This is a genomic window from Devosia riboflavina, assembly GCF_000743575.1.
In the GTDB taxonomy this organism is placed as follows: Bacteria; Pseudomonadota; Alphaproteobacteria; order Rhizobiales; family Devosiaceae; genus Devosia; species Devosia riboflavina.
Genome location: NZ_JQGC01000009.1, coordinates 53,304 through 75,940, shown reverse-complemented (window position 1 = coordinate 75,940; position 22,637 = coordinate 53,304). Strand labels below are relative to the sequence as shown.

Genomic DNA, 22,637 nt, shown 5'->3' with positions numbered 1-22,637 from the left:
GTAGACGCCCTGCTGGTGCCGTCGTGTCAACGGAGACCGCGCCGCGGGAACGCTTCTGGAATGGCTCGGAATCGCCGGTTCTGGCAGCGCTTGCCGAGCCACCGACCGGCAGCGAAGACACGGCCTGGCATGAGGGCGGTCACGCCGTCGTCGCGCACGCCTTTGGCGCGGCTCACCAGCGCATTGAGCTTGATGGCCAAGCCTCTGTGATCGGAACTGACCCGCTATCGGGCGTAGCCGCCATCGCCATGCTTCTGGCCGGGCCTGCCGCGCAGCGCGCTTATTCTCGCGCCGTTGGCACGTTGCAGGAAGCAGAACTGGATGAGTTTTTCGAGCGCGTTGATGCGGCGCAATTCGGAGGTTGCGACGAATGCCGCGCCGCCCTTCACGCCACCGCTAGCGCCGACCTGGACGGTCGCGACCGGCGCGAAGTGTTCCGCGAGGGTGAAGCCCGAGCCAACGAAATGGTCGCGCGTCCCAATATCCGCGCGGCCATCGCGGCCCTAGCCACCGAGCTAGTCGACCGCCGGTCCATCCTCGGCACTGATGCCCGAGAGATCATTGATGCCTTTGTACCTTTTGGAAGAACCGCACATGCTTGAAAAACTCAAGGGTCTCCTTGGCCTAGCCAGAACATCAACGGAAATCGGCGCGCTGGCTGCGGAGGTCGATATTGCCACGCTTGAGGCGTCTCTCGCTGCAGCACGCAACAGGCGTGCCGCGGCGTTGCTCGACGGTAGCGTCGAGAACGTCCTCGACGCTGAGCGCCAGGTTGATGTAGCTCGCGTTAATCTCGAGCGCGGCCATGTCATGATTGAGGAAATTGATAGACGTCGTGTCGATGCCGAAATCGCCGAAAGGAAAGCGAATTTCGCAGCCCTTCGTGCTGACGCGCAACAGGCGGTCGAAGCCGCCGTTGCGAGGATCGAGGCTGAGTATCCGAGCCTGGCTCGGAAAATTGTAGAGCTTGCCCGCATGGCGAAGGCCGCCGACGCCGCCGCACTCGCTTGGAATGATGACTGGATCTCTGATCCAGATGAATCGACCCTTATCGATCCTGTTGGAGCACGCCTCGGTTGGTTTGACGAGTTTGCCACCACGTCGCCCTTTTATGAGGCTGTGAGCCTGCCGCCGGTCGAAGACTTCGGCGGGTTTGGCGATGCTGGACGATGGACCACGCACACCAAAGGTTATGTCCTTTCCGATAAGGCTCACCCATCGTCACATGCTAAGCGACAAATGGATGTGGGCCTTCGTTGGACGCCGGAGGAGTAGCCCGTGGGCAAGCCGGCATAGCGCAGATGGCCGGAGCGTCCACGCAAAGGCCCCCTCGCTGCTATGCACCAAGGGCCTTGCTTATGCCAGCGTTATGGACGGACCGCGCACCGGATTGAGTGGTTGATGGCATGGTTGTGCGAAGTTCAACGACGGTCGCGATGGCGTGATTTGTACGTTAAGATCGTGCCGTGTTGCGGCTAAACGCGTGAAGCCCTGCCCTCTGCCCTAGGAGACCTCGTCATGGATTTCGATTTGGTGAGTTTGCCGTGGCTCACTTTGATCACATTGGCTTCAGGGTATTCCGGCTACTACGTTGCGAACGTTGGCCTTCGTGAGCACCACAAGACGATCGACATCACGTTCTCTACGTTGGTTTTTGGCTTTTTCTCTACCTTGTCTTACCTAGTGACCCTTATGACCTTCGCAGGGCACTGGCTTGGGTCGGTTCTGGCTCCCCTAATCGCATTTGCATCTGCTGCATTTATTGGCGCATGGTGGAGTAAACGGGGTAGAAAATGGCTGACCAAAATGCTCCGGCAGAACGATGTAAGTCACACCGACGAACTTCCTAGCGCCTGGCTGAATATGTTCAGCGTGACGGATGTTTGGGGCCGCCAGCTACACGTCAAGCTGACTGACGACACCTGGCTCAAGTGCGATGATCTTCGGGAGTTCGGGTCAGCTCCGAACGGCCCGTGCGTGCTGGGCGGCGCCGGCGACATAGTTATGTACGTCACACATACGAAAAAGCCGAAACAACCATGGGTCGAAACCAACTCCGCCTACCATCCCGAATGGGGCTATGAGGCCACATACATTCCAGCCTCCCAGATAGTCCGCGTCGACTACAGAAGGCGACCCAAGACGGCCTAATCCTTGTCAGGGGCAGGTGGCGGGCTGTCGCCCTGGCTCGTAGTCCTAACCGGCTCAACCTTGGGCGTCAGGCTGCCCTTCTCCTCAACGGTCGGTGTATAACTATCCCTGATGAAGACGCGCTTCGTTGTCGGCTTGTCGGTTTCGCTCATGTTACCCTCGCTTAGATCACAAAGAGTAGATCATGCGGCCTGATCGAGTCTAGGCCAGGAAGGGGTAAGTCGAGAGTCGCCGGCCAAGCGATTTCGTGTACCGCCTGTTTGCGCATTTCCTCAATTAAATGTTGAGGGTCAGTCAGGCTTCCTCTGACCCGAAGCAATCTGCTTGGCTTTCACCGCTGCAAAACGAGCTGGCCTAACGAAGAGCCTGTCCAGCAGGTCCATCGTGATATCTTCCAAAGCCTCAGCCTCTTCCGCTGTGTATGGATCGACGTCATGTGCGGCATCATTCCCGTCGAGCGCTGCTACGTCGGCCAGTTCAACAATGTCTGCTTCCAATATTTTCATTTCGCCGAGTGACTTGATCCTCACTCGCAGCGCGTCAGCTGGTTTTTTGTCGGCCAGTCGCTGATCGGTGGCGTAGATGTGCTTCGTCGCCACATCCACCGTCTTGCGGTAAATCGCGCCAGCTGCCTCATACCAAGTCATCTGACGGCATTCATTCGCCTCGCGGAACAAGTCAGCAATTCGTGCTGGAATATGTTCAGATAGGTCGACCGCAACGGTGGCTATGCGAACGGGGCCTCGTACATCGGCAGGATAGTCCGTCTTCTCTAGATTGCCGCCAATTTTCATTGGCTCAGCTCCGCTCCTGCTTCGCCATAACCAGATGCTGAGTTGCTTGCAGTCGGTACAAGCGGCGCTGACTTCCCATTCGTTAGGCTCATGGGAAATCTGACCTACCACAATCATCTGGATGTTTTTGACGCCGCAGCGCACGCAATCCTTCACTATGAACGGCATAAGTCACTCCCAAAGCTACAATTGATGTTCAGCAAATCCAGACGAGTGGCAAGCACAAACCAAAAGTAAAGCTCAGGTCACCCGCGTTTTTGTCGACCCCGGATTGGGTTTCTGGCCCCTCCCGACACCCTGCGGGAGCGCTGCCGCGAGTTTTGTCTAGGTACAGCATTTTTTAAATGCATTTCGCTTTCGCCGGTGACTATGGCTGAGAGGCCCGAGCTGCTTGGGCTTTTCTTGACTGGACCGGCAAAGTGAGGGGCAATGACGAAAGCCCCGTGTGCGTCAGCGCGATCACTGTTCGCGCGCACGCCGCAACCCTTCACCCCTAGTCACCATCTAGCCCGCCTCGCGCGGGCTTTTTCATATCGATAGGAGCTTTGATGGCTTTCGAGCACCCCAGCGGCTTGCCGGACTCATTCCAGAGTACCAACGGCCAAGAGCAACAGTCCGTCGTTTTTCACGGCCGCCGTGCACTCATTCAGGGCCGCGAGCTCAACGACCTGCAAGACATCATGCGTAATCGGCAGAACCGCCTTGGCCGCCTCGTGGCAAAGGACGGTGATCGGTTCGAAGGTGCTGATGCGGTCGTGGACATTGGCACTGGCACGGTCATCCTGACCGCCGGCAAGATTGTCGTGGCGGGTGATGTGTTCCCCGTTGCAGAGGCTACGCTTACTGATGTTGCCATGACCGGCCGCGTCGAAATCGGCGTGCGTCTTGTTCGGTCATATGTGACCGGCGAGGACGACCCGACACTGCGCGGTCTGCTGCCCGGCTCACTGGCCGAAGGTGAGGATGGCGCCGCGCGTGAAGTCGCTACCATCGCATGGGCTCTTGGCGATGACGACGGTGAGGGCGAGTTCCATCAGGTCTACGTCCTTCAGGACGGCACAATTCTCGATCAGACCCCGCCGCCCGCGCTGAACGGCATTATGCAGGCGCTGGCGATCTATGACGCGCCGCATGGCCACTACATTGTTTCGGGCAACCGGGTGACTGCTCTTGGCGCCAATGCCGGTGCACAGCACTTCTCGATCGAGGAAGGCGAGGCTAACATTTCCGGGCGCAAGAATGTCCGGCATGCAGCGCTGCGCATTTCCGAGACCGAGGATTGGGATGTTGGCGCGGTGCCGGGTGAAACCCACACCTATACCGGCGGCGCCAGCCAGACGGTGGCGGTTGCACAGTTTCCTATCGACGCCATTACGTCGATCCTTCTGACGAAGCAAAAGACCGTCACAGTGACGCGCGGCGTGCTGGCCAACGGCATTGACGGACTTCCCGACACGTCGGTGATTTCGATCAGTTCGGTGACGCAGGGTGGCACAACCTATGTCGCCAATACCGACTTCATCCGGACCGGCAACGGGGTGGATTGGGCGCCAGCCGGTGCCGAGCCCGCATCGGGCTCTAGCTATACGGTGACCTATCGCTACCGCGCTTCGGTCACGGCCGATAGCTTCACCGACACGAGCATCACCGTCTCCGGCGGCGCAACGGGCGGCGACATCATCATTGCCTATACCTACAAGTTGCCGCGGATCGATATCATCGGCCTGCTGCCCAATGGTTCGCCGGTTTATATCTACGGTGTTTCGGCAAGGTCCAATCCGGTCATGCCAGTTCCGCCTGGCAACGTGCTGCCGCTGTGCGAGGTCCACAACTCTTGGATGGGCACGCCGGAGATCGTCGTGGATGGCGAACGCACTGGCATGCGACTGGTGACGGTGGCCGAGCTGCGCCGCCATCTCAACCAACAGGAAGACATGCAGCGTTTGCTGCAATTGGAACGCATGCGTTCCGAAGTAGACCGTCGCGACCCTGCCGCGAAAAAGAACATGTTCGTCGACCCGTTCGAGACGGACTATTACCGCGATCAGGGCGTGCCTCAGACCGGCGCCGTCGGCAACCGTATTCTGCAACTTGCCATCGAGCCGACGTTCTACGACGCCACGCTGACTTCACCGGTCATGCTGGACTGGGTCGAAGAGGTCATCGTTTCTCAGCCGCTGAAGACCGGCTGCGTGAAGATCAACCCGTACCAGAATTTCACTCCGCTTCCGGGCGACCTCGCCCTGACACCGGCCGTCGACTTCTGGACCGAACGCACGACGCAATGGACTTCGCCGGTCACGCTGGAATTCCAGCGCGGCATCAATTGGGGCGGGCCGATGCAGACTTCATCGGTCAGCACTGAGCAGGCCGCGCCTAGCCGAAACGAAGCGCTTCCATTCCTTCGGCAGCGCTCGGTGGACTTCACCGTCTCTGGCTTTTTTGAGAACGAGATCCTTGAGGAGCTGACGTTCGATGGCATCGACGTTATGCCCGGCGGGTTGGCTGCGGCCGATGCTAACGGCGAAATCTCCGGCACCTTCACGATCCCGCCAAATGTTCCGGCTGGAACAAAGACGGTTCGCGCCGTAGGGCGGGGCGGCACGATTGCCGAAGCGCTATTTGCAGGGCAGGGCACGATTGCTGTTGATGTGATGCGACGCGTCACGACGATCAACCAGTGGGTCGCACCGCCGGTGCAGGCGCCAAGCGGCTCCGATCCGCAGGCACAGAACTTCATGCTGCCAACGACCAGACAGTTGGTGGGCGTAAACTTCCATCTCTGCGCAATTGGCGACACCACGAACCATATCCTTGTCCATCAGGTGACGGTGGAGAACGGCGTTCCGACCGTCGGACTTGAGGCGGAGGCTTTCGTTTCCATGACTGGCGCTGTCGTCGGCCCAAAACAGGCACGTTATCGCCTGCCTGTAACAACCCCCGCAGGTCGGGATCGCGCCTTCGTCATAAAGACCGACGACGGCAACCACTCGATTTCGATTGCTGCCCTTGGCGGTTTCGACGCCGAATTGCAAAAGCCGGTGACGACGCATCCGTATCCCATCGGTCCTAGGCTGGATTCGGTGAACGCGCGTTCGTGGTCGGCGCACCAGGGCGAAGCACTGACGTTCGACCTTGTCGCAGCACGCTACCCCGTGACGACCAAGACGGTTGATTTAGGCAGCTTCTCGCTGGTCGCTTGCTCTGACCTTCAGGTTCGCGCCGCAGTCGACTTGCCAAATTCGGCTTGCTCGGTGGTGTTCGAAGTCGAGCGCACCAACGGCACCATCTATCGGCTGCTACCTTCCCAGGTTCTGCAGCTCAATGAGTGGATCACCGAAACTGTCGAACTGCGCGCCGTACTCACCGGCACAAACACGATGTCGCCCATCCTCTATGCCCCGGTCGAATTGATCGCCGGACGCATTGAGACTGAGGCGACGTACGTTACCCGGGCGTTCGACTTTTCGACGGCCGATCGCATCTCTGCATACCTAAAGCAGTCCCTGCCGAGCGGTTCGACTTGTGCGCTCAAGTACAAACTGGACGCTGGTTCGTGGGTCGACTTGCCCGTGACCGCCACCGAGATTTCGCCTGACCCCGCATGGGTCGAGCAGAACTATCGGGCGGGTACGCTCTCCGGCGACCTAATCCAACTCATGATCACTTTGACCGGCGGCGCATCTGCGCGGCCGCGCGTCGCCGACCTTGGGGCTGGCGTAATGTAGTTTTTGCCATCCTACCCATTCTAGCCCGCCTCGCGCGGGCTTTTTCATATCCAAAGGAGGCCCGCGTGGTCGAATTCCCAATTGTTTTCAGCCCATCATCGCCCGTCGAGTTTGAGGGCAACACTTACCGCCGCTTGACCTTTGTAAGGCCGGTCAACTTGGTCGATGTGCTGACGGTTGAGCCAATCACCGACGCGGCCGAAAAGACCCGAGCTATAAACGCCAGTCTGGCCGGCGTACCGGTGGGCGTCATCGCCGCTCTCTCCATCGAAGACCAGATCACTCTCAACGACCTTGTTTACCCGATCCTTGCCCTACCTCCTGCCGTGGAGGCATAGCCCATGGCACGCTTACATTCCGAGCTGGTGCTCGGGCTTACCGATCACGTTTCCGGCCCGGCGCGGCGACTAAACCAGAACCTCGAAAATATGCGGCAGCATCACCTCCGCAATCAGCAGGCGTTTGTTGATCACCGCAATGCTTTAGCCTCAACCGCCGTTGCTGCGTTTGCGCTGGCGCAGGCGGTGCGGGTTCCAATCCAGTCGGCTATCGACTTCGAGTCCAAGCTTGAAGACATTAACCAAAAGGTCGGCACAACCAAAGAGGGTCTAGCCGAGATCGGCGCCGCGGCCCGAGAGCTTGGCGTTGACACCGCCGTGGGAGCCACGCAGATGGCCGAAGCGCTGGACGGGCTAATGGCGGGCGGGCTCGATACGCAAACGTCCCTTGCCGTTGCCAGCCCCATCGGAAAGGTCGCCACGGCGTACGAAGCGGATGTGCAGGAGATGGTCAGCCTTTCGACCGCGTTGCTCACCAACATGGACATCGCCGCGGCTGACATCGAGGGCGCGTTCGACGTCATGTCCACCGGCGGCAAGCTGGGCCGGTTCGAGCTTTCGGACATGGCCGGCTCTTTCGAAGAAGTAACCGCATCCGCGCAATCACTTCGGATTTCCGGCAAGGAAGGGCTGGCCGACCTGACCGCAGCTCTGCAGGTCGCGCGCATGGGCGCGGGATCGGGCTCACAGGCCGTAACGAACCTTTCGAATTACATGTCGAAGCTGATGGCCCCGGACGCGATCAAGAAATTCGGTGAAGCCGGTGTCGACATCGTTGGATCGGTCAACCAGGCCATTGCCGAAGGGCAGAGCCCCATCGAGCATACCATCGGCATTCTCGACCGACTGACCGATGGCGGCAAGCAGGACCTGCTGGGCAAGTACTTCGCCGACGCCGAGGTGCAAAAGTTCATCCGGCCGATGATCCAGAATCTGGAGCTCTATCGCGAAATTCGAGCAGAAGCCCTTGGCGCCGATGGCGTGGTGCAAGCCGACTTCAACAGCCGAATGGGAACCAGCGGCGGCGTGCTGGCAAGGTTCGAGGCCTCTGTCGAAGAACTGAACTTGGCAGTGGGCGGTGCGCTCCTGCCAAAGCTTACGGAGTTCATCGAATCTGTCACCCCGATGATCGATGGCGTCTCCAAGTTCGTAACGGCCAACGAAGAGCTTGTTGCCGCGGTCGTCCAAGTGACTGCCGCGCTGATCGGTCTGCGAATGCTGGGCGCCGCCGGCGGGATGGCTGCTTGGCTGGCGGGATTAGGCGGCACCGCGGCCACAGTAGCCACCACTGCTGCAACGGGCGCGTCGTTGCCATTCACGGCAACTACCGCAGCGATAGCGTCGCAGGTCTATATCGGCGGCAAGGGGGTCTATGGGGGCGACACTCCTACTGATCCCGCCCTTTCGCCAAGTGAAAACCTACGCAACAGCATTCGCAATGATCTGGCGAACGGCAGGCTTAATCCGAATAGCCTCTTCGGGATTGATTTTGGTGACGCCGTCCAGCAGAACATCAACAATCCGCAAGGCGGCATTGGCGGCGGCTACACCGGCGCAACAAGCGGCCAGATCGAGGCGATGAAAGCTGAGATCGCCACACTCGACGCTGAGATCGCCGAGTGGCCGGAAGAAGGCATGGAAGAGCGGCGCGCTCGCCTGGCCGAAACCCTCGCCAGGATGGAGGCCGAACTTGCTGCCAGCGGCTCGGCGGTCACGATCCAGTTTGGCGCACTGATGGAGCAGTTGCGCTTCATGGCGGCGCAGGGTGTGTCCATTCCCATCTCGATGGGAGGCCCAAACCTTGGCGCTATCGCGCCGCCGCCTGGTCCGCGTATCGGTGCACAGCCACCCGCTGGCAACACCACAACCGTCGGCGATGTCAGCGTCATTGTTCAGAATCCAACCAATGCGAACCCCCAGCAGATTGGCCGGCAGGTCGGTCAGGAAGTCGCTGACCGGGTGCGAGCAGCGCACAGCAACGGAGGTATGGATTGAGGAAGGCGGGGCCGTGAAGCCCCGCCAAGTCTGCTCAGTCGATCGGCCTAACCGAACATGCCCGCAATACCGGTGCCTCGAGACGCTAGAGCTGCAGCAACGCTGCGCATCGGGTTGTGATGAAGGTTGAGCGGAGGGCTGTACTTGTGGATCAGGTCCTTTTCGAGATCCTCGTAAAACGGGTCGCTCCAGCGAGTCTCATATGCGAAGAGCCGGACGTACCCCTTCCGCATCGCTTCATCCAACCGCTCATGGCCGGCGAGCCGATTCTGAGCCTCTTTGGCCTTTCCGATGTAACCGACAACATTCTGCCAGTTGACCATAGCGTAAAGCGCGAATTCAGCTCTGGGCGGGTGACCCGCAGAGCACAAAAGGAAGCGGTAGGGATTGCCCGCGCTATCCGTGAACCAGAGGTCAGGCACGGGCAGAGGCGGAAGGGGTGGAGGCGCCACCGGCCTGGCGGGGCCCTGCCCAATCGGACCGAGCGGAGGTCGAGCACGCATAATGCCAGGTGCATTTAGGGGGTTGAAAAGAGGTAGGCTGTTTGCCATGAGTGGCTATCCTTTTAACGAAGGGTAACTGCGCTCACCGTCTTGTTTCGGTCCAGTTGGAAGCTGTCTGCCGATGCGAGACAGTGAGCGCTCTCATTTTAGCAGAAAACCTAAGCAAAAACACACTCTGTAGGTTATCCACAGGGTTATTTGCACAACATCTAGCTCCCACCGACCTCAAGGGGTCGGCAGGCCGGCGAAGCAAAATCGTCTCGAAAAACGCGATGACCAGCCAATACCCAACCGGAGGGGCGAGTAACTTCACGCCATTTCGGAAGGCGCTTCGTCGGTGAACGCTTCTATTGCGTTCGCATAGACACGCCTCAAAGGTAGCTCGGCTCCTGTGACCCGATCCTTGTACAGAAGCGTGACGACATATTCGCCGAACGAGTTAGACCAAACGCGGTTGCCAACATAATCCATGTTGAACTCCATCATAGGTGCGCTGGTCAGGCGCGGGAATGGCGCTTTCGGTCCCGCCAATTCGATGGTGCCAAAACACACTTTGATTTGTCAACGACAAGCCGCGCGCGCGAACGCGGCTAATGGGCTCATCCAAAATCGGCCCATTTGTCTGGCCCTTCATCCCCGTTCTCGCCCCCAGGGAGTGCATAGAACGCCTTCTCTATTGCCACCCTAGACCACACGCGCCGACCATCTATCTGTTTTGGCCGGGGCATACGGCCGTCTCGCACGAGCTCATCAAACTTAGCCGGGGACAGGTCGATGTATGCTGCCGCCACCTCACGAGAGAGGCCAATGGGCGGCAGGCTGTGCGGAAGAGCCTCGCCCTTGCGCCTTTTGGGCTTGTCGGTCATTTCAATGCTACGCCTGCACCACCGGCCGTGTCGCCAGGTTCAAGAAACTGCACGCCGGCGGCTTCTAGGGCGGCGAAGATGGCGGCAATTGCATCCGCAGATACCGTCCTGCGTTCCTTCTCAAAGTCTACAATGGTGGATAGGCCGAGCCCCGCGGCATTGGCCAATTCCGGTTGCTTCCAATCGATCAAGGCTCTGGCCGCGCGACAAACGGCCGGCGTTATCAACATTTTATGTTGACCTTCTTTTCAATGATTGCTACCTAGTGATTATCAACATTAAATGTTGAATCCAAGGAGAGGTCGCGATCATGGTAAAGAAGCCAGTGGCAGTAACCAAGCCCTGTGGCGCAAACACGCCGGTCACCTGGGGCGAACTGTTCCTTCTCCTGGAAGAGCGTCCGAAGGACCTGCAACAGGCCATTCTCGAAAAGATCATGGCGCTCGACGCTGCCTAGAGAGTTGCGCGGGTATCGGCGGGGTCTTCTAAGCCTCTGGCCGTAACCGGATCAATGCAGGTTCGAGCCCTGCCCTGCGCTCCACGTTTGCCGGCCTCACCATCCGACACCAGCCCCGCGCCCGCTGTCACCACCGGCAAACACAGGCGCGGGGCTTCCGAAAATGATGCCGCCTGCTTTGACCGGCGAGCGCGGCGTACACAAGAGCTAATCGCAGGCAATCATCTGCGCATTAATGCCTACGCCCCCAGCGAAAGCGGGGGGGCATTACACGGAGGTGCCTATGCAACCAGCCAATGACAATGGTTCTTCTTTGAACTCTGTCCGAGTGTCCGCACTTCCTTATGGTGTGGCACCCCGAGGATTGAACAGGCGCGAGGCCTCTGCTTATTTTGGCGTCTCGCCGGCACTTTTCGATGAGCTCGTGCGAGATGGTCGCGCTCCAAAGCCGCGGCTTGTGAACAGTCGAACCGTATGGGACAGACTCCAACTAGACGATGCTTTCGATGCGCTTCCTGTCAAGGGCGCTGCAAATCCATGGGATGACGCTTTTGGCACGGTTTAAGCTCAGCGATGGCTCTGGCGATATCCAACTCAAGCATGTCATTGAAGACACCGACCGCCATGGCAATGTGCGCGTCTATTACCGCAAGCCCGGTCACCCAAAAGTCCGGCTACTAGAAAAGCCGGGAACCGACGCATTCCTGCTGGAGTACCGTCGTGCCGCAAATGGTGAGATCGCGCCGAAGCGAGCACCCAAGCCGCCGACCAATCCTGAGAGCCTGACCTGGCTCTGTGAACGATATTATGAATCTGCCGAGTTTAAGGGCCTGAACGCGCGCACTCAGCACGTTCGCAAACTTATTCTCGGTCACGTGCTCAAAACCGATGGATCGAAGCCATACAAGCTGCTCGAGGCGCGCCATATTCGGCGGGCGCGCGACATGAAATCCGATTTCCCCGAATCCGCGAACGGCATGGTGAAGGCGCTGCGCGCTGTTTTTGGCTGGGCGGTGCAGCCTGGCGTGGAGCTGGCAGAACGCAACCCGGCTAAGGATGTGCCATACCTTGATGCAAAGGGCGACGGTCACCATAGCTGGACCGACACCGAGGTCGCGCAGTTCGAGCGCCGGCACCCCATAGGCACCAAGGCCCGTCTTGCCTTATCGCTGCTTCTATTCACCAGCCAGCGCCGGAGCGACATTGTGCTTTTCGGCCCGTCCCATGTTCAGGATGGCTGGCTGCATTTCACCCAGCAGAAGAACAGGGAACGCAAACCCATCACTCTGCAAATTCCAATCCGCCCGGAGCTGCAATCGGTTCTCGACGCGAGCCCACTAGGTAAGGACACGTTCCTGGTCAACGAGTTCGGCCGGCCCTTTACGGCGAATGGCTTTGGCAACTGGTTTCGGGATCGCTGCGATGAGGCCGACCTTAAACATTGTGCCTCTCACGGTCTCCGAAAAGCCGCCGCCCGTCGTCTTGCCGAGAGCAATCGGAGCGGTCACCAGATCATGGCGATTACCGGCCACACGACGCTCAAGGAGGTCGACCGTTACACTAAAGCGGCACAGCAAAGAGTACTGGCGGCACAGGCTTTCGACGTGTCACCGGATCCAAAAGTCCCACTTTTCCCGGCGCATTATGACGGTGGGACAAAAGCTGCAACTAAGCCGCTGACAAACAACAAGAAAATGGAGGAAATGGTGCCCAGAGCCGGAATCGAACCAGCGACACGCGGATTTTCAATCCGCTGCTCTACCAACTGAGCTATCTGGGCATCTTTTTCGCTAGCCTTCGGCTGCGAGCCACGGGCCTTATAGGCAATCGTTTTTGATGGCGCAAGCGCGAAAACGCTATGTGGATAAAGAGGCTAGTTTGTTAGCAGACTGCTACCCTTGAAGCCCACCAAGACGCCTATTCGTCATCGTTTTCGGCAGGCGGCTCGTCATCCCTGGCGGGGATGACATAGGAGCCGGTGAGCCAGCGGTTGAGATCGACATCGGCACAGCGCTTCGAGCAGAAGGGCTTGTACTTTTCGACCACTGGCTTGCCGCAAATCGGGCATTTCTTTTCGGCGGCCATCAGACGCCCGTCAGGCTCGACTGGTTGAGCCAGTTGAAATGCACGGGATAGCCCTCGCCGGCGAGAAGCTGGGTCACTTCATGAAGCGGCAGGCCGACGACGCCGGAATAGGAACCGCTGAGTTTGACGACGAACGAGCCGGCAATGCCCTGGATGGCATAGCCACCCGCCTTGTCGCGCCATTCGGCGCTGGCGAGATAGGCTTCCATTTCGCGGGTCGAGAGGCGCTTGAACCGCAGGCGTGTTTCAACGACCCGTTGCCGCTTGGCGCCGGAGGGTGTGAGGAGCGTCACGCCGGTATAGACGCGGTGCGCTCGGCCCGAGAGCAGGCGGAGGCAATCGGATGCCTCTTCCATGGTCTCGGCCTTGGGCAGGATGCGACGGCCGACGGCCACCACCGTATCGGCAGCAAGGACGAGGGCGTCGGAGCCGAAACCGGCGACGCGGGCCTTGTGCTGGGCGGTGAGGGCTTTCAACTCGGCAAGGCGGCCGGCAAGCTTGCGCGGCAATTCGCCCTTTTCGGGAGTCTCGTCGACATGGGCCGGAACTAGATGCTCAGGCTCGATGCCGATCTGATTGAGCAGGGCAAGCCGGCGCGGCGAGGCGGAGGCCAATATTAATTCGGGCCTTGAGGCCATGATGACGTCGCGCTCCGCTGAAACAGGACGGCCCTTCGCATGGCTCAGGGCGTTTGTCGCTCAAAACGCTCCACTGGAGCGTTTTGACCACCCTTCAGGTGGTCGCGCCAAACCTTACTTGAAACGATAGGTGATGCGACCCTTGGTCAGGTCGTACGGAGTCATTTCGCACAGCACCTTGTCGCCGGCGAGAACGCGGATACGGTTCTTGCGCATGCGGCCAGCGGTGTGAGCGATGATCTCGTGTTCGTTTTCCAGCTTGACCCGGAAGGTCGCGTTGGGAAGCAATTCAGTGACCACGCCCGGGAATTCGAGCACTTCTTCTTTGGCCATACTTTCTCCTGGGAAGACCCCCGTGTGCGAAATTGCTCGGCGGCGGCCGCAAATTTTGGCGGAACCTACTGCAAATCAGTGGCTTTGTGAACTACCGGAAACCAGTGGCTCCAAACGAGTACGAACGCGGCGTCTGAGACCATCGCGAAGTTCACGATAGGCCGACAGAACTACCTCGCGACTACCCTCGACGAGCGAGGGGTCCGGCACCGTCCATTGTTCGATTTCGCCCGCCTCGAGACCCTTTTTGGCCACGGCATCGGGAGCGTCATCGGACAGGGTGATGACGAGATCGAAGCGATTGGCAACGAGCTCATCGAGAATATGGGGCGTGTGGACCGACATATCAATGCCGATCTCTTCCATCACCTCATGCACGAACTGGTCGGCCTTGCCGCCATTGACGCCCACCGAGCGGGCGATGATGCGGCCGGGAAAGGCCTGGCGGGCGAGCGCGGCGGCAATCGGCGAGCGGACCGAATTCATCGAGCAGACGAAGAGCACGGAGGGCAGTTCGCTCGTCGCTTCGTCAATGCGGCTCGCATAGGGCTGCACGGCGCAGATGAGGGTGAAGAGGCGGCGCGCGGTATTGAGATCGATGATGATCTTGTTGTGGAGCCGCGTGCGCAAAAGTTCGGCCGCCTCGTTGTGCATGCCGCGCCGCGCCATATCGACGGTCTCGATCTGGAAGGGCTGCGCCGAGCGGATCGCCTCGTAATAGGCGTCGCGAATGCGGAAATAATCGCGGATCAGCCGGCGGAACGGGGTCAGCGAGATGTAGTGCGCGGCGATCGGCTGAAAGGTTTCGGGGTGGCGCACGTCGAGCACGATGGAATTGCCGATGATCGAGACGTGGAGCGCATAGGGGCCTTCGGCGGCGACGCGGGCGGGCCTGAAACTGTTGGATTCGAGGAGGTCATAAATGGCAATGCGCCATTCATGCACTTCGTCGGGGTTGATCGAGGTGATGGTATTGGGGTCGAGCGTGACGGTGACCAGACGATTGGTGCTGGATGCCGCCTCGCTTGTGCCCATGGAAATGCTCAACGGTTGAGCCGAATCGAAATGGAGCGCCCGTGTCCGTCGAGCGCTTCGACTTCGGCGATTGTCACGGCCGCTTCGGCAAGGGCCGAGAGCGAGGAGGGCGTGCAGCCGAGGATTGAGGTGCGCTTGACAAAATCGAGCACGCCGAGGCCCGAGGCGAAGCGCGCCGAGCGGGCGGTCGGCAGGACATGGTTGGAGCCGCCGACATAGTCGCCGATGGCTTCCGGCGTGTGGTGGCCCAGAAAGATCGCACCGGCGTGGCGGATGGCCGGGACCAGTGACTGCGGGTCGTCCACGGCCAGTTCCACGTGCTCGGAAGCGATGCGATTGGCGAGGTTGGTCGCCGTTTCGAGCGAATCGACAGTGATGATGGCACCGAACTCGTCCCAGCCTTCCCTACCGATGGACTCCTTGGGAAGCAGGCTCAACTGGCGGTCGACTTCGGCCTCTACGGCGTCAGCCAATCTTTCGTCGGTCGTCACAAGAATCGACTGCGCGCCGCCGCCATGCTCGGCCTGAGCGATGAGATCGGCTGCGACCCAGGCGGGGTTTGCGGAGTGGTCTGCTATCACCAGCACTTCCGAGGGACCGGCGATCAGATCGATGCCGACCTGACCAAAGACCTGGCGCTTGGCGGCGGCAACGAAGGCATTGCCGGGGCCCATGATCTTGTCGACGCGGGCGATGGCGTCGGTGCCATAGGCAAGGGCGGCAACGGCCTGGGCGCCGCCGACGCGATAGATTTCCGTCACGCCGGCAATCTGCGCGGCGCAGAGAATGGCCGAGGCCAGTTGCCCATTGGGCGTGGGCACGACCATGGCGATGCGCGAGACGCCGGCGACTTTGGCCGGCACGGCATTCATCAGCACCGATGAGGGGTAGGAGGCGAGCCCGCCGGGGACATAGATGCCGACGGCATCGATGGCGGTCCAGCGCGAGCCGAGGGTGACGCCGAGCGCATCGGTATAGATATCGTCCTTGGGCATCTGCCGCTCGTGATGCGACTTGATGCGGTCATGCGCGGTCTGCAGCGCTTCGCGGACATCGGGGGTGACGCGGGCGGCGGCTTCGGCAATTTCTGCTTCGGAGAAACGCAGGGTTTCCGGGGTGACGCCAGCCTTGTCGAACTTGTTGGTCAGCTCGGCCACGGCCTCATCGCCACGGGCGCGGACATCGGCAATGATCCCGGCGACGATATCACCCACTTCCTGGGAGGCCTCGCGCTTGCTGGCAAGCAGCTCGACGAAGCGGGATTCGAAATCAGAAGCGGCGCTGTCGAGGCGTAGAGGCATTGGCGGTCCGGGATAGCGTCGGAATTTCGTGATGGTGCGATCTATCCCTTATGGGGCGGTTGATCGCAAGGGGGAATGGGGTTCGTGGCTCTCAACCCCCACCCTCATTCCCTCCCCACAAGGGGGAGGGAGGCGCAAGCCTCAGCCTTCACGGTTCCTTCGTCTCCCTCCCCCTTGTGGGGAGGGATCAAGGGTGGGGGTACGGGAGCCCCCATTGTTAGTCGAGCTTATGTGCCGGCTTTGCCGCCGCGGCCCAGGCGGAACCAAGATCGGCCAGCCGTGCCTCGAGCACCTCCACCGTCAATCGCACCGTGCCGCCGCCGGCAAAGGTGATTTCCACCACGCCGGAAACGCCATCGGGGGCCGGCGTAAAGGTCAGCGCCAGGAGGTTGAGCACGCCTTCCGGCGAGGCCGGATCGAAGCCGGCATAGGCGACATTCTCGACGCGGTCGAAATGCAGCCCAGAGCGCTTGCGGAGGCCCTTGCTGCGCGGCTTGTCGTCGGTCCAGTCGTAGCGGTTCATCAAGAGCGCAAAGCGCCGGTCGCCGCGGGCATAGCCCATGTCGACGGTGCGCACGACGGCATCCTGCACATGGGCGGAAAGCACGGCGAGATCTTCAGTATCAAGCGCCAGAAGCTTGAGGTCGGTCATAGGGTCAGCTCGCGAAATTGGTTCTGCCACATTTGGTCATGCGGAAGCTGATCTACAAGCTTGAGGGTTCGGGGGGAAGTGGGGGCTCTTGTCTCACGCACCGGTTCCCCTTCTCCCCTTGCGGGAGAAGGTGCCCCGAAGGGGCGGATGAGGGGTATGCGGTGTCGTCGCAAGCTCCTCTGCGGAGGATGGATACCCCTCACCCTGACCAATTTGCTGAACGCAAAGTTGGTCTGTCCCTCTCCCGCAAGGGGAGAGGGGAAGGTCGGTGATTGTCTCTTGATAACTGACCAGTCAGTCAGTTATAATCACCCCATGAACAGCACCGACAAAAAATTCCGCCGGCGGGCCGAGGCGCGGCCGGACGAGATGCTGGATGCGGCTTTGGCCGTGTTCGCCGAAAAGGGTTTTGCCGCCACGAAGGTCGACGAGGTGGCGCGGCGCGCCGGTGTGTCGAAGGGAACTGTCTACCTCTACTTCCCCTCCAAGGAAGCGCTGATGGAGGGGATTGTGCGGCGCGCAGTGGCGCCGATTGCCGAGCGGGCGTTGCCGGATATGGCGCAGTTCGAAGGCGATCCGCGTCTGCCCATCGCCATGCTGGTGCACACGCTACAAAACCTGCTTTCCGATCCCAACAATCTCGCCGTGCCGCGGCTGATCCTGCGCGAGATCATGAATTTCCCGGCCATTGCCGAACTCTATCGGCGCGAAGTGCTGGGCAAGGTGATCCCGGCGCTGACGGCGCTGGTGGCGCGCGGCGTCGCTTCGGGGCAACTGCGAAAGGTCGATCCCGAAATGACGGTGCGCTCGATCGTCGGGCCGATCGTGGCCCATGTGGCGCTGAGCGAAGTCTTTGGGGTGCGGCCCGAAGAGGGCCTCGCGCTCGACCGGCTGGTGGAAAACCACCTCGACATTCTCTTTCACGGCATTTCGCCCGCGGGCGGAGAGGAGACGCCATGAGCGACTTTTTCGGCGGACTTTTCGCTGCGATCCTGGCTTTCTTTTCCCCGTCGGCTGACCCCGCCGGCTTCACCGGCTATATTGAGGCCGACTATGTCTATGTGGCGCCGGTAAGCGCTGGGCGGATCACGCAGATCGCCGTGGCCGAAGGGCAGGCGGTGGCCGAAGGCGACCTCTTGCTGGTGCTCGACCAGAGCCAGCAGCAGGCCCTGCTATCGGCGGCCGAGGCGCGGGTGGCGGCGGCGCGGGCGACGCTCGAAAATCTCGAAACCGGCAGCCGCAGCGAAGAACTGGATGTCATTCGCGCCTCGCTGAGCAAGGCTGAGGCGGATCTGGGGCTGGCGCGGACCAACCTCGCGCGCAGCGAGCAGCTTGAAAAGGCGGGCACGGTTTCGGCGGCGAAGGTGGAGGTGGATCGCAATGCGCTGGCTTCGGCCGAGTCGCAGGTGAGCCAATTGAAGGCGCAACTGGCGGTGGCCGAACTGCCGGCGCGCTCAGGCCAGCAGGTGGCGGCGGAAGCAAATCTCGCCGCGGCGGAGGCCGATGCCGAGGGCGCGCGGCTTGATCTCGGCGAACGGCAGGTGCATGCGCCCGCGGCGGGAACAATCGAAAAACTCTATTATGCCGTGGGCGAAGTGGCGGCCGTGGGCACACCGATTGCCTCCATTCTGCCGGCTCACGCGCTCGAGGCGCGGTTCTTCGTGCCCGAGACGGCGCGGTCCGCGCTTTCCGTTGGGCAGGCGGTGACGGTCACCTGCGATGGCTGCGCGGATATGGCGGCGACCGTGGTGCATATCGCGAGCGAAGCGCAGACGACGCCGCCTGTGATCTATTCGACCGAGGAGCGCAGTCGGCTTGTCTATCTCGTCGAAGCACGGCTCGACGATGCAGCAAAGCTGCAGCCGGGCCAGCCGGTGACCGTGCTGCCATGAGCGAGGAACGCGTCATCGACGTGCGCGGGCTGACCAAGCGGTTTGGCGACAAGACGGTGGTCGATCATTTCGACATCGCCGTGTCCAAGGGCGCCATTTATGGATTTTTGGGGCCCAACGGCTCGGGCAAGACCACGACCATTCGCATGCTCTGCGGCCTGCTGCTGCCCGACGAGGGCGAGGGGCAATGCCTAGGCTTTGACGTGCGGCGCGAGGCGGGGAAGATCAAGGCTGAGGTGGGCTACATGACCCAGAAATTCAGCCTTTATGAGGATCTGACGATCCGCGAGAATCTCGATTTTGTGGCGCGGATGTATCGGGTGAAGGATCGCAAGAGCCGCGTCGATGGCGCGCTGGCCGATCTCGGGCTGGCTGACCGCGCGGGGCAATTGGCCGGAACGCTGTCGGGTGGCTGGAAGCAGCGGCTGGCGCTGGCGGCGTGCCTCATTCACGATCCCAAACTGCTGCTGCTCGATGAGCCGACGGCGGGTGTCGACCCGAAGGCGCGACGCGATTTCTGGGACGAAATCCGGCGGCTTTCCAAGGCCGGCGTGACCGTGCTGGTCTCGACGCACTACATGGACGAAGCCATCCAGTGCGATTTCATCACCTATATCGCCTATGGCAAAAAGCTGATCGACGGGCGGGCGACGGAAATTCCGACCATGGTGGGGCTGACCACCTGGCGGGCGGAGGGGCCGGAACTGGTAGCGCTGGAAGATGCGCTCAAGGGCCAGCCGGGCGTCGATCAGGTGGCACGGTTCGGCTCGGCGCTGCATGTCTCGGGCACCGATGCTGCGGCCCTGGCCGCTACCGTTGCAAAATTCCAAAATCACAAAAGACAGCGCTGGAGCGAGGTGCCGGCGGGGCTTGAAGAGGCCTTCATCTATCTCATGGCGGGGGCGCGGGACAATTTCTCGCGGGACGCGGCATGAACCTGCGCTTCTCATTGAGCCGCTTCGTTGCCGTTCTCTGGAAAGAGTTCATCCAGATGCGGCGCGACCGCGTCACTTTTGGGATGATGATCGGCCTGCCCATCATCCAGCTCATGCTCTTCGGCTTCGCCATCAACGCCGATCCGCGACACCTGCCGACGCTGGTGGAGGTCAACGACGATGGTCCACTGACCCGGGCGTTGCTCGCGGGTATGGATACGTCGGGCTATTTCGATTTCATCGGCCAGGTGCGTGGTCCCGATGCCGGCGAGGAAGCACTGCGGCGGGGCGAAGCGAATTTCGTCGTCGTCATCCCCGCCGATTTCGAGCGCGACGTGGTGCGCGGTTTGCGGCCCAATCTTCTTATCGCCGCCGATGCTTCCGACCCCTCAGCCGTCAGCGGCGCCGCGGCGGCCATGAGCGGCATCGTCAATGGCGCCATCGCCCAGACCCTCACCGGCCCGCTCTCCCCCGCCGCCGGCGCGCCGCTGCCTTTTGAGGTGATCGTCCATCGGCAATATAATCCCGAGGGCAAAACCTCGACCAATATCGTCCCGGGGCTGCTCGCCATCATCCTCTCCATGACCATGGTGATGATCACGGCCGTCGCCATCGTCAAGGAGCGCGAGCGCGGCACCATGGAAATGCTGATTTCCACACCGGTGACGCCGCTGGAAGTCATGCTGGGCAAAATCCTGCCCTATGTCTTTGTCGGCTATGTGCAGACCGCGGTTTTTCTCGTCGCCGCCTTCGCTGTGTTCCAGGTGCCGTTCACCGGCACGTTCAGCGCCTTCTTCTTCGGCTTCAATCTCTTCGTGCTGGGCAATCTGGCGCTGGGGTTTCTCATCTCCACCGTGGCGAAAAACCAGATGCAGGCCATGCAGTTGAGCTTTTTCACCATTTTGCCCTCGATCCTGCTTTCGGGCTTCATGTTCCCCTTCGCCGGCATGCCCGGCTGGGCCCAGGCCATCGGCACCGGCGTGCCGGCGACGCATTTCATCCGGCTGATCCGCAAGGTGATGCTGAAGGGCGCTGGGACGTTCGATGTGACGGCGGAACTGACGGCGCTGGGGGTGATCGTGCTGGTGATCACCGTCATCGCCATGCTGCGCTATCGGCAGACGCTGGACTGAGCGAGGTAACGAAGCCTCCCTCTTCCTGTCGTCATTGCCGGGCTTGTCCCGGCAATCCATCTCGCCTCCGCATGGACCACCGGGACAAGCCCGGTGGTGACGACTGAACGGTGGTCGTGCCCCGAAAAACAAAGGGGCTTCCGGCGCGTACCGGAAGCCCCAAAAATCGGCGTTGTCGTCAGGCCTTAGCCAGCGAGCCGCTCGATCTCCGCGCCACAGCGCGACAGCTTGTCTTCGAGCCGTTCAAAGCCGCGATCGAGGTGATAGATGCGGTTGACGATGGTTTCGCCCTTGGCGGCGAGGCCGGCAATCACCAGCGACACCGAAGCGCGAAGATCGGTCGCCATCACCTGCGCGCCCTTGAGCTGGGACTTGCCCTGAATGGTCGCCACTTGTCCATCGACGGCAATATCGGCTCCAAAACGGGCGAGTTCGGCCACGTGCATGTAGCGGTTCTCGAAAATGGTCTCGCGCACATGGCTCGTGCCCTGGCTCATGGTCATCAAGGCCATGAACTGGGCCTGCAAGTCGGTCGGGAAACCCGGGAAGGGGTGGGTTTCGATATCGACCGGCTGGATGCCATTGCCATTGCGCTTGACGCGGATACCGTCGGCTTCCGTGGTCAGGTCGACGCCGGTGCGAGCCAGGATATCGAGCGCCGATTGCAGGTGCTCGGGGCGCGCGCCACGCAGCAGCACGTCGCCGCCGGTCATGGCCGCAGCCATGGCAAAGGTACCGGTCTCGATGCGGTCGGGAATGACTTCCACGCTCGCGCCATGCAGCTTTTCGACGCCTTCAATGGTCAGCGTGCGCGTGCCGATGCCCGAAATCTTGGCGCCCATGGCAACGAGGCACTCGGCGACATTGGTGATCTCAGGCTCCTGCGCCGCATTCTCGATGACCGTCGTGCCCTTGGCGAGGGTCGCAGCCATCAGCAGCGTGTGCGTCGCGCCCACCGACACCTTGGGGAACACGATGCGATTGCCGACAAGGCCGCCCTTGGGCGCGCGGGCCACCACATAGCCCTCGTCGATATCGATCTCGGCGCCGAGTTCCTTCAGGCCAAAGAGAAAGAGATCGACCGGGCGCGTGCCGATGGCACAACCGCCAGGGAGAGACACGCGGGCCTCGTGGCAGCGGGCCAGCAGCGGCCCGATGACCCAGAAACTGGCGCGCATTTTTGAGACGAGATCATAAGGCGCGGTAGTATCGACGATATCGGCGGCATGAAAGGTCATGCGCTGGCCGACGCCATCCGATTCGCCGCGACGGCGACCGTGCACGGCGATATCGACGCCGTGATTCTCGAGTATGCGTTCGAGCTGCTTGACGTCGGCAAGACGGGGAACATTGGTGAGCACTAGCGGCTCATCGGTCAGCAGCGATGCGATCATCAGGGGCAGGGCGGCATTCTTGGCGCCCGAAATGACGATATCCCCGTTGAGCGGATTGCCGCCGACCAAACGAATACGATCCATGAAATGGTTCCTCTGAACCGGCCCTATCTGGGCCTTCTACCTGTGGAGGAGGTAGGCGAGGTCTTCGTTGCCACGTAAGCCAGACCAGCCGCGCTCATGCGAATATGTGACGTTCCTGAATACGCCCGAAAATGATTTACGGTTTCTTGACCGCGATCGTTTCGGGTGCCGGAGCATCATCCCGGGCAGCGCGAGCCCTGGCCTGATCCTTTCGACGCTTGAGGTTCTCGCGAAGCTTTGCGGCTAATCTTTGCTCGCGGGCAGCAGCTTCGTTCGACTTACTCATCGCCTTCCTGGCAATCGGTGATTCACAGAGGGCGTTG

Annotated in this window: 22 protein-coding genes, 1 tRNA gene and 2 pseudogenes; 12 read left to right on the top strand and 13 right to left on the bottom strand. The window is 60.9% G+C overall.

Features of this window, described 5'->3' with window-relative positions:
• The first annotated feature begins 23 nt into the window (after positions 1-23).
• From JP75_RS11180 to JP75_RS11170, 3 genes are all read left to right on the top strand, one after another.
• Positions 24-602: a zinc metalloprotease gene (locus tag JP75_RS11180; protein WP_035082771.1), complete on the top strand. Its 579-nt coding sequence runs from the start codon at positions 24-26 to the stop codon at positions 600-602.
• The gene (locus tag JP75_RS11175; protein WP_035082768.1) at positions 595-1,275 is read left to right on the top strand and encodes a hypothetical protein; all 681 of its coding nucleotides are present in this window, start codon (positions 595-597) and stop codon (positions 1,273-1,275) included. Before JP75_RS11180 ends, JP75_RS11175 begins: the two co-directional genes overlap by 8 nt.
• A gap of 243 nt (positions 1,276-1,518) precedes the next feature.
• A complete protein-coding gene (locus JP75_RS11170) occupies positions 1,519-2,151 on the top strand; it encodes a hypothetical protein (RefSeq protein ID WP_035082766.1) in 633 nt (210 codons plus the stop codon).
• On the opposite strand, the gene JP75_RS26555 is transcribed toward JP75_RS11170, so the two are convergent.
• Together JP75_RS26555 and JP75_RS11165 are read right to left on the bottom strand one after the other, a co-directional pair.
• On the bottom strand, positions 2,148-2,303 hold the full coding sequence (locus tag JP75_RS26555) for a hypothetical protein (RefSeq protein ID WP_160194675.1): 156 nt from the start codon (positions 2,301-2,303) through the stop codon (positions 2,148-2,150). The two genes, JP75_RS11170 and JP75_RS26555, sit on opposite strands and share 4 nt — an antisense overlap.
• A gap of 138 nt (positions 2,304-2,441) precedes the next feature.
• Entirely contained in the window at positions 2,442-3,113 is a 672-nt protein-coding gene (locus JP75_RS11165) for a DUF4145 domain-containing protein (RefSeq protein WP_035082764.1), read from the bottom strand.
• 380 nt (positions 3,114-3,493) lie between these two features.
• On the opposite strand from JP75_RS11165, the gene JP75_RS11160 reads away from it, so the two are divergent.
• The 3 genes from JP75_RS11160 to JP75_RS11150 all read left to right on the top strand — a co-directional run bounded on the left by JP75_RS11160 (position 3,494) and on the right by JP75_RS11150 (position 9,006).
• Positions 3,494-6,673 (top strand): DUF4815 domain-containing protein, encoded by a 3,180-nt coding sequence (locus JP75_RS11160; RefSeq protein ID WP_035082762.1) that lies wholly within the window; start codon positions 3,494-3,496, stop codon positions 6,671-6,673.
• Between the two features lie 65 nt (positions 6,674-6,738).
• A complete protein-coding gene (locus JP75_RS11155; protein WP_035082759.1) occupies positions 6,739-7,011 on the top strand; it encodes a phage tail assembly protein in 273 nt (90 codons plus the stop codon).
• Between the two features lie 3 nt (positions 7,012-7,014).
• Complete coding sequence (locus tag JP75_RS11150) at positions 7,015-9,006, top strand: phage tail tape measure protein (RefSeq protein WP_035082756.1); 1,992 nt, start codon at positions 7,015-7,017, stop codon at positions 9,004-9,006.
• Positions 9,007-9,818: 812 nt separating this feature from the next.
• Here JP75_RS11150 and JP75_RS26550 read toward each other — a convergent pair.
• Positions 9,819-9,980, bottom strand: a complete 162-nt coding sequence (locus tag JP75_RS26550) for a hypothetical protein (protein WP_160194674.1) — start codon at positions 9,978-9,980, stop codon at positions 9,819-9,821.
• A gap of 391 nt (positions 9,981-10,371) precedes the next feature.
• Positions 10,372-10,566, bottom strand: a complete 195-nt coding sequence (locus JP75_RS11135) for an XRE family transcriptional regulator (protein WP_341872280.1) — start codon at positions 10,564-10,566, stop codon at positions 10,372-10,374.
• Between the two features lie 119 nt (positions 10,567-10,685).
• Here JP75_RS11135 and JP75_RS26545 point away from each other — a divergent pair, with 119 nt between their 5' ends.
• Both JP75_RS26545 and JP75_RS27300 read left to right on the top strand, forming a co-directional pair.
• Positions 10,686-10,832, top strand: a complete 147-nt coding sequence (locus JP75_RS26545; protein WP_160194673.1) for a hypothetical protein — start codon at positions 10,686-10,688, stop codon at positions 10,830-10,832.
• A 497-nt stretch (positions 10,833-11,329) separates the two neighbouring features.
• Positions 11,330-12,349 (top strand): annotated as a pseudogene (locus JP75_RS27300) (tyrosine-type recombinase/integrase); the annotation flags it as partial.
• A 187-nt stretch (positions 12,350-12,536) separates the two neighbouring features.
• Here the strand turns inward: JP75_RS27300 and JP75_RS11120 are convergent.
• The 8 genes and pseudogenes from JP75_RS11120 to JP75_RS11090 form a co-directional block, all read right to left on the bottom strand.
• A tRNA-Phe gene (locus tag JP75_RS11120) sits at positions 12,537-12,612 on the bottom strand.
• Positions 12,613-12,749: 137 nt separating this feature from the next.
• Positions 12,750-12,917: a DNA gyrase inhibitor YacG gene (gene yacG, locus JP75_RS11115; protein ID WP_035082745.1), complete on the bottom strand. Its 168-nt coding sequence runs from the start codon at positions 12,915-12,917 to the stop codon at positions 12,750-12,752.
• Positions 12,917-13,555, bottom strand: coding sequence for a Maf-like protein (locus tag JP75_RS11110; RefSeq protein WP_035082744.1), 639 nt, complete (start codon positions 13,553-13,555; stop codon positions 12,917-12,919). The genes yacG and JP75_RS11110 overlap by 1 nt, the downstream gene beginning before the upstream one ends.
• A gap of 114 nt (positions 13,556-13,669) precedes the next feature.
• A complete protein-coding gene (gene infA, locus JP75_RS11105) occupies positions 13,670-13,888 on the bottom strand; it encodes a translation initiation factor IF-1 (RefSeq protein WP_035082742.1) in 219 nt (72 codons plus the stop codon).
• Between the two features lie 75 nt (positions 13,889-13,963).
• Positions 13,964-14,392, bottom strand: coding sequence for an arsenate reductase/protein-tyrosine-phosphatase family protein (locus tag JP75_RS27035; RefSeq protein WP_169745527.1), 429 nt, complete (start codon positions 14,390-14,392; stop codon positions 13,964-13,966).
• Between the two features lie 57 nt (positions 14,393-14,449).
• A pseudogene (locus JP75_RS27030) lies at positions 14,450-14,923 on the bottom strand (UPF0262 family protein); the annotation flags it as partial.
• Positions 14,924-14,931: 8 nt separating this feature from the next.
• Positions 14,932-16,224 (bottom strand): histidinol dehydrogenase, encoded by a 1,293-nt coding sequence (gene hisD / locus JP75_RS11095; protein WP_035082741.1) that lies wholly within the window; start codon positions 16,222-16,224, stop codon positions 14,932-14,934.
• 217 nt (positions 16,225-16,441) lie between these two features.
• Positions 16,442-16,876, bottom strand: a complete 435-nt coding sequence (locus tag JP75_RS11090) for a DUF2948 family protein (protein WP_035082739.1) — start codon at positions 16,874-16,876, stop codon at positions 16,442-16,444.
• 315 nt (positions 16,877-17,191) lie between these two features.
• On the opposite strand from JP75_RS11090, the gene JP75_RS11085 reads away from it, so the two are divergent.
• Genes JP75_RS11085 through JP75_RS11070 form a run of 4 tightly spaced genes read left to right on the top strand, consistent with a single transcriptional unit; the run spans position 17,192 to position 20,836 of the window.
• Positions 17,192-17,836, top strand: a complete 645-nt coding sequence (locus JP75_RS11085) for a TetR/AcrR family transcriptional regulator (protein WP_035082735.1) — start codon at positions 17,192-17,194, stop codon at positions 17,834-17,836.
• Positions 17,833-18,768, top strand: coding sequence for an HlyD family secretion protein (locus JP75_RS11080; RefSeq protein WP_035082733.1), 936 nt, complete (start codon positions 17,833-17,835; stop codon positions 18,766-18,768). The genes JP75_RS11085 and JP75_RS11080 overlap by 4 nt, the downstream gene beginning before the upstream one ends.
• Positions 18,765-19,703 (top strand): ABC transporter ATP-binding protein, encoded by a 939-nt coding sequence (locus JP75_RS11075; protein ID WP_035082731.1) that lies wholly within the window; start codon positions 18,765-18,767, stop codon positions 19,701-19,703. Before JP75_RS11080 ends, JP75_RS11075 begins: the two co-directional genes overlap by 4 nt.
• Positions 19,700-20,836: an ABC transporter permease gene (locus tag JP75_RS11070; RefSeq protein ID WP_035082729.1), complete on the top strand. Its 1,137-nt coding sequence runs from the start codon at positions 19,700-19,702 to the stop codon at positions 20,834-20,836. The genes JP75_RS11075 and JP75_RS11070 overlap by 4 nt, the downstream gene beginning before the upstream one ends.
• Positions 20,837-21,021: 185 nt before the next feature.
• Here the strand turns inward: JP75_RS11070 and murA are convergent, their stop codons facing one another.
• The gene (gene murA / locus JP75_RS11065; protein ID WP_035082728.1) at positions 21,022-22,314 is read right to left on the bottom strand and encodes a UDP-N-acetylglucosamine 1-carboxyvinyltransferase; all 1,293 of its coding nucleotides are present in this window, start codon (positions 22,312-22,314) and stop codon (positions 21,022-21,024) included.
• Positions 22,315-22,637 lie beyond the last annotated feature (323 nt).

Coding starts and splice junctions, on each gene's coding strand:
- JP75_RS11175 (WP_035082768.1), top strand. CDS start 595: ATGCTTGAAAAACTCAAGGGTCTCCTTGGCCTAGCCAGAACATCAACG.
- JP75_RS11170 (WP_035082766.1), top strand. CDS start 1,519: ATGGATTTCGATTTGGTGAGTTTGCCGTGGCTCACTTTGATCACATTG.
- JP75_RS26555 (WP_160194675.1), bottom strand. CDS start 2,303: ATGAGCGAAACCGACAAGCCGACAACGAAGCGCGTCTTCATCAGGGAT.
- JP75_RS11165 (WP_035082764.1), bottom strand. CDS start 3,113: ATGCCGTTCATAGTGAAGGATTGCGTGCGCTGCGGCGTCAAAAACATC.
- JP75_RS11160 (WP_035082762.1), top strand. CDS start 3,494: ATGGCTTTCGAGCACCCCAGCGGCTTGCCGGACTCATTCCAGAGTACC.
- JP75_RS11150 (WP_035082756.1), top strand. CDS start 7,015: ATGGCACGCTTACATTCCGAGCTGGTGCTCGGGCTTACCGATCACGTT.
- JP75_RS26550 (WP_160194674.1), bottom strand. CDS start 9,980: ATGGATTATGTTGGCAACCGCGTTTGGTCTAACTCGTTCGGCGAATAT.
- JP75_RS26545 (WP_160194673.1), top strand. CDS start 10,686: ATGGTAAAGAAGCCAGTGGCAGTAACCAAGCCCTGTGGCGCAAACACG.
- yacG (WP_035082745.1), bottom strand. CDS start 12,917: ATGGCCGCCGAAAAGAAATGCCCGATTTGCGGCAAGCCAGTGGTCGAA.
- JP75_RS11110 (WP_035082744.1), bottom strand. CDS start 13,555: ATGGCCTCAAGGCCCGAATTAATATTGGCCTCCGCCTCGCCGCGCCGG.
- infA (WP_035082742.1), bottom strand. CDS start 13,888: ATGGCCAAAGAAGAAGTGCTCGAATTCCCGGGCGTGGTCACTGAATTG.
- hisD (WP_035082741.1), bottom strand. CDS start 16,224: ATGCCTCTACGCCTCGACAGCGCCGCTTCTGATTTCGAATCCCGCTTC.
- JP75_RS11090 (WP_035082739.1), bottom strand. CDS start 16,876: ATGACCGACCTCAAGCTTCTGGCGCTTGATACTGAAGATCTCGCCGTG.
- JP75_RS11085 (WP_035082735.1), top strand. CDS start 17,192: ATGAACAGCACCGACAAAAAATTCCGCCGGCGGGCCGAGGCGCGGCCG.
- JP75_RS11080 (WP_035082733.1), top strand. CDS start 17,833: ATGAGCGACTTTTTCGGCGGACTTTTCGCTGCGATCCTGGCTTTCTTT.
- JP75_RS11075 (WP_035082731.1), top strand. CDS start 18,765: ATGAGCGAGGAACGCGTCATCGACGTGCGCGGGCTGACCAAGCGGTTT.
- JP75_RS11070 (WP_035082729.1), top strand. CDS start 19,700: ATGAACCTGCGCTTCTCATTGAGCCGCTTCGTTGCCGTTCTCTGGAAA.
- murA (WP_035082728.1), bottom strand. CDS start 22,314: ATGGATCGTATTCGTTTGGTCGGCGGCAATCCGCTCAACGGGGATATC.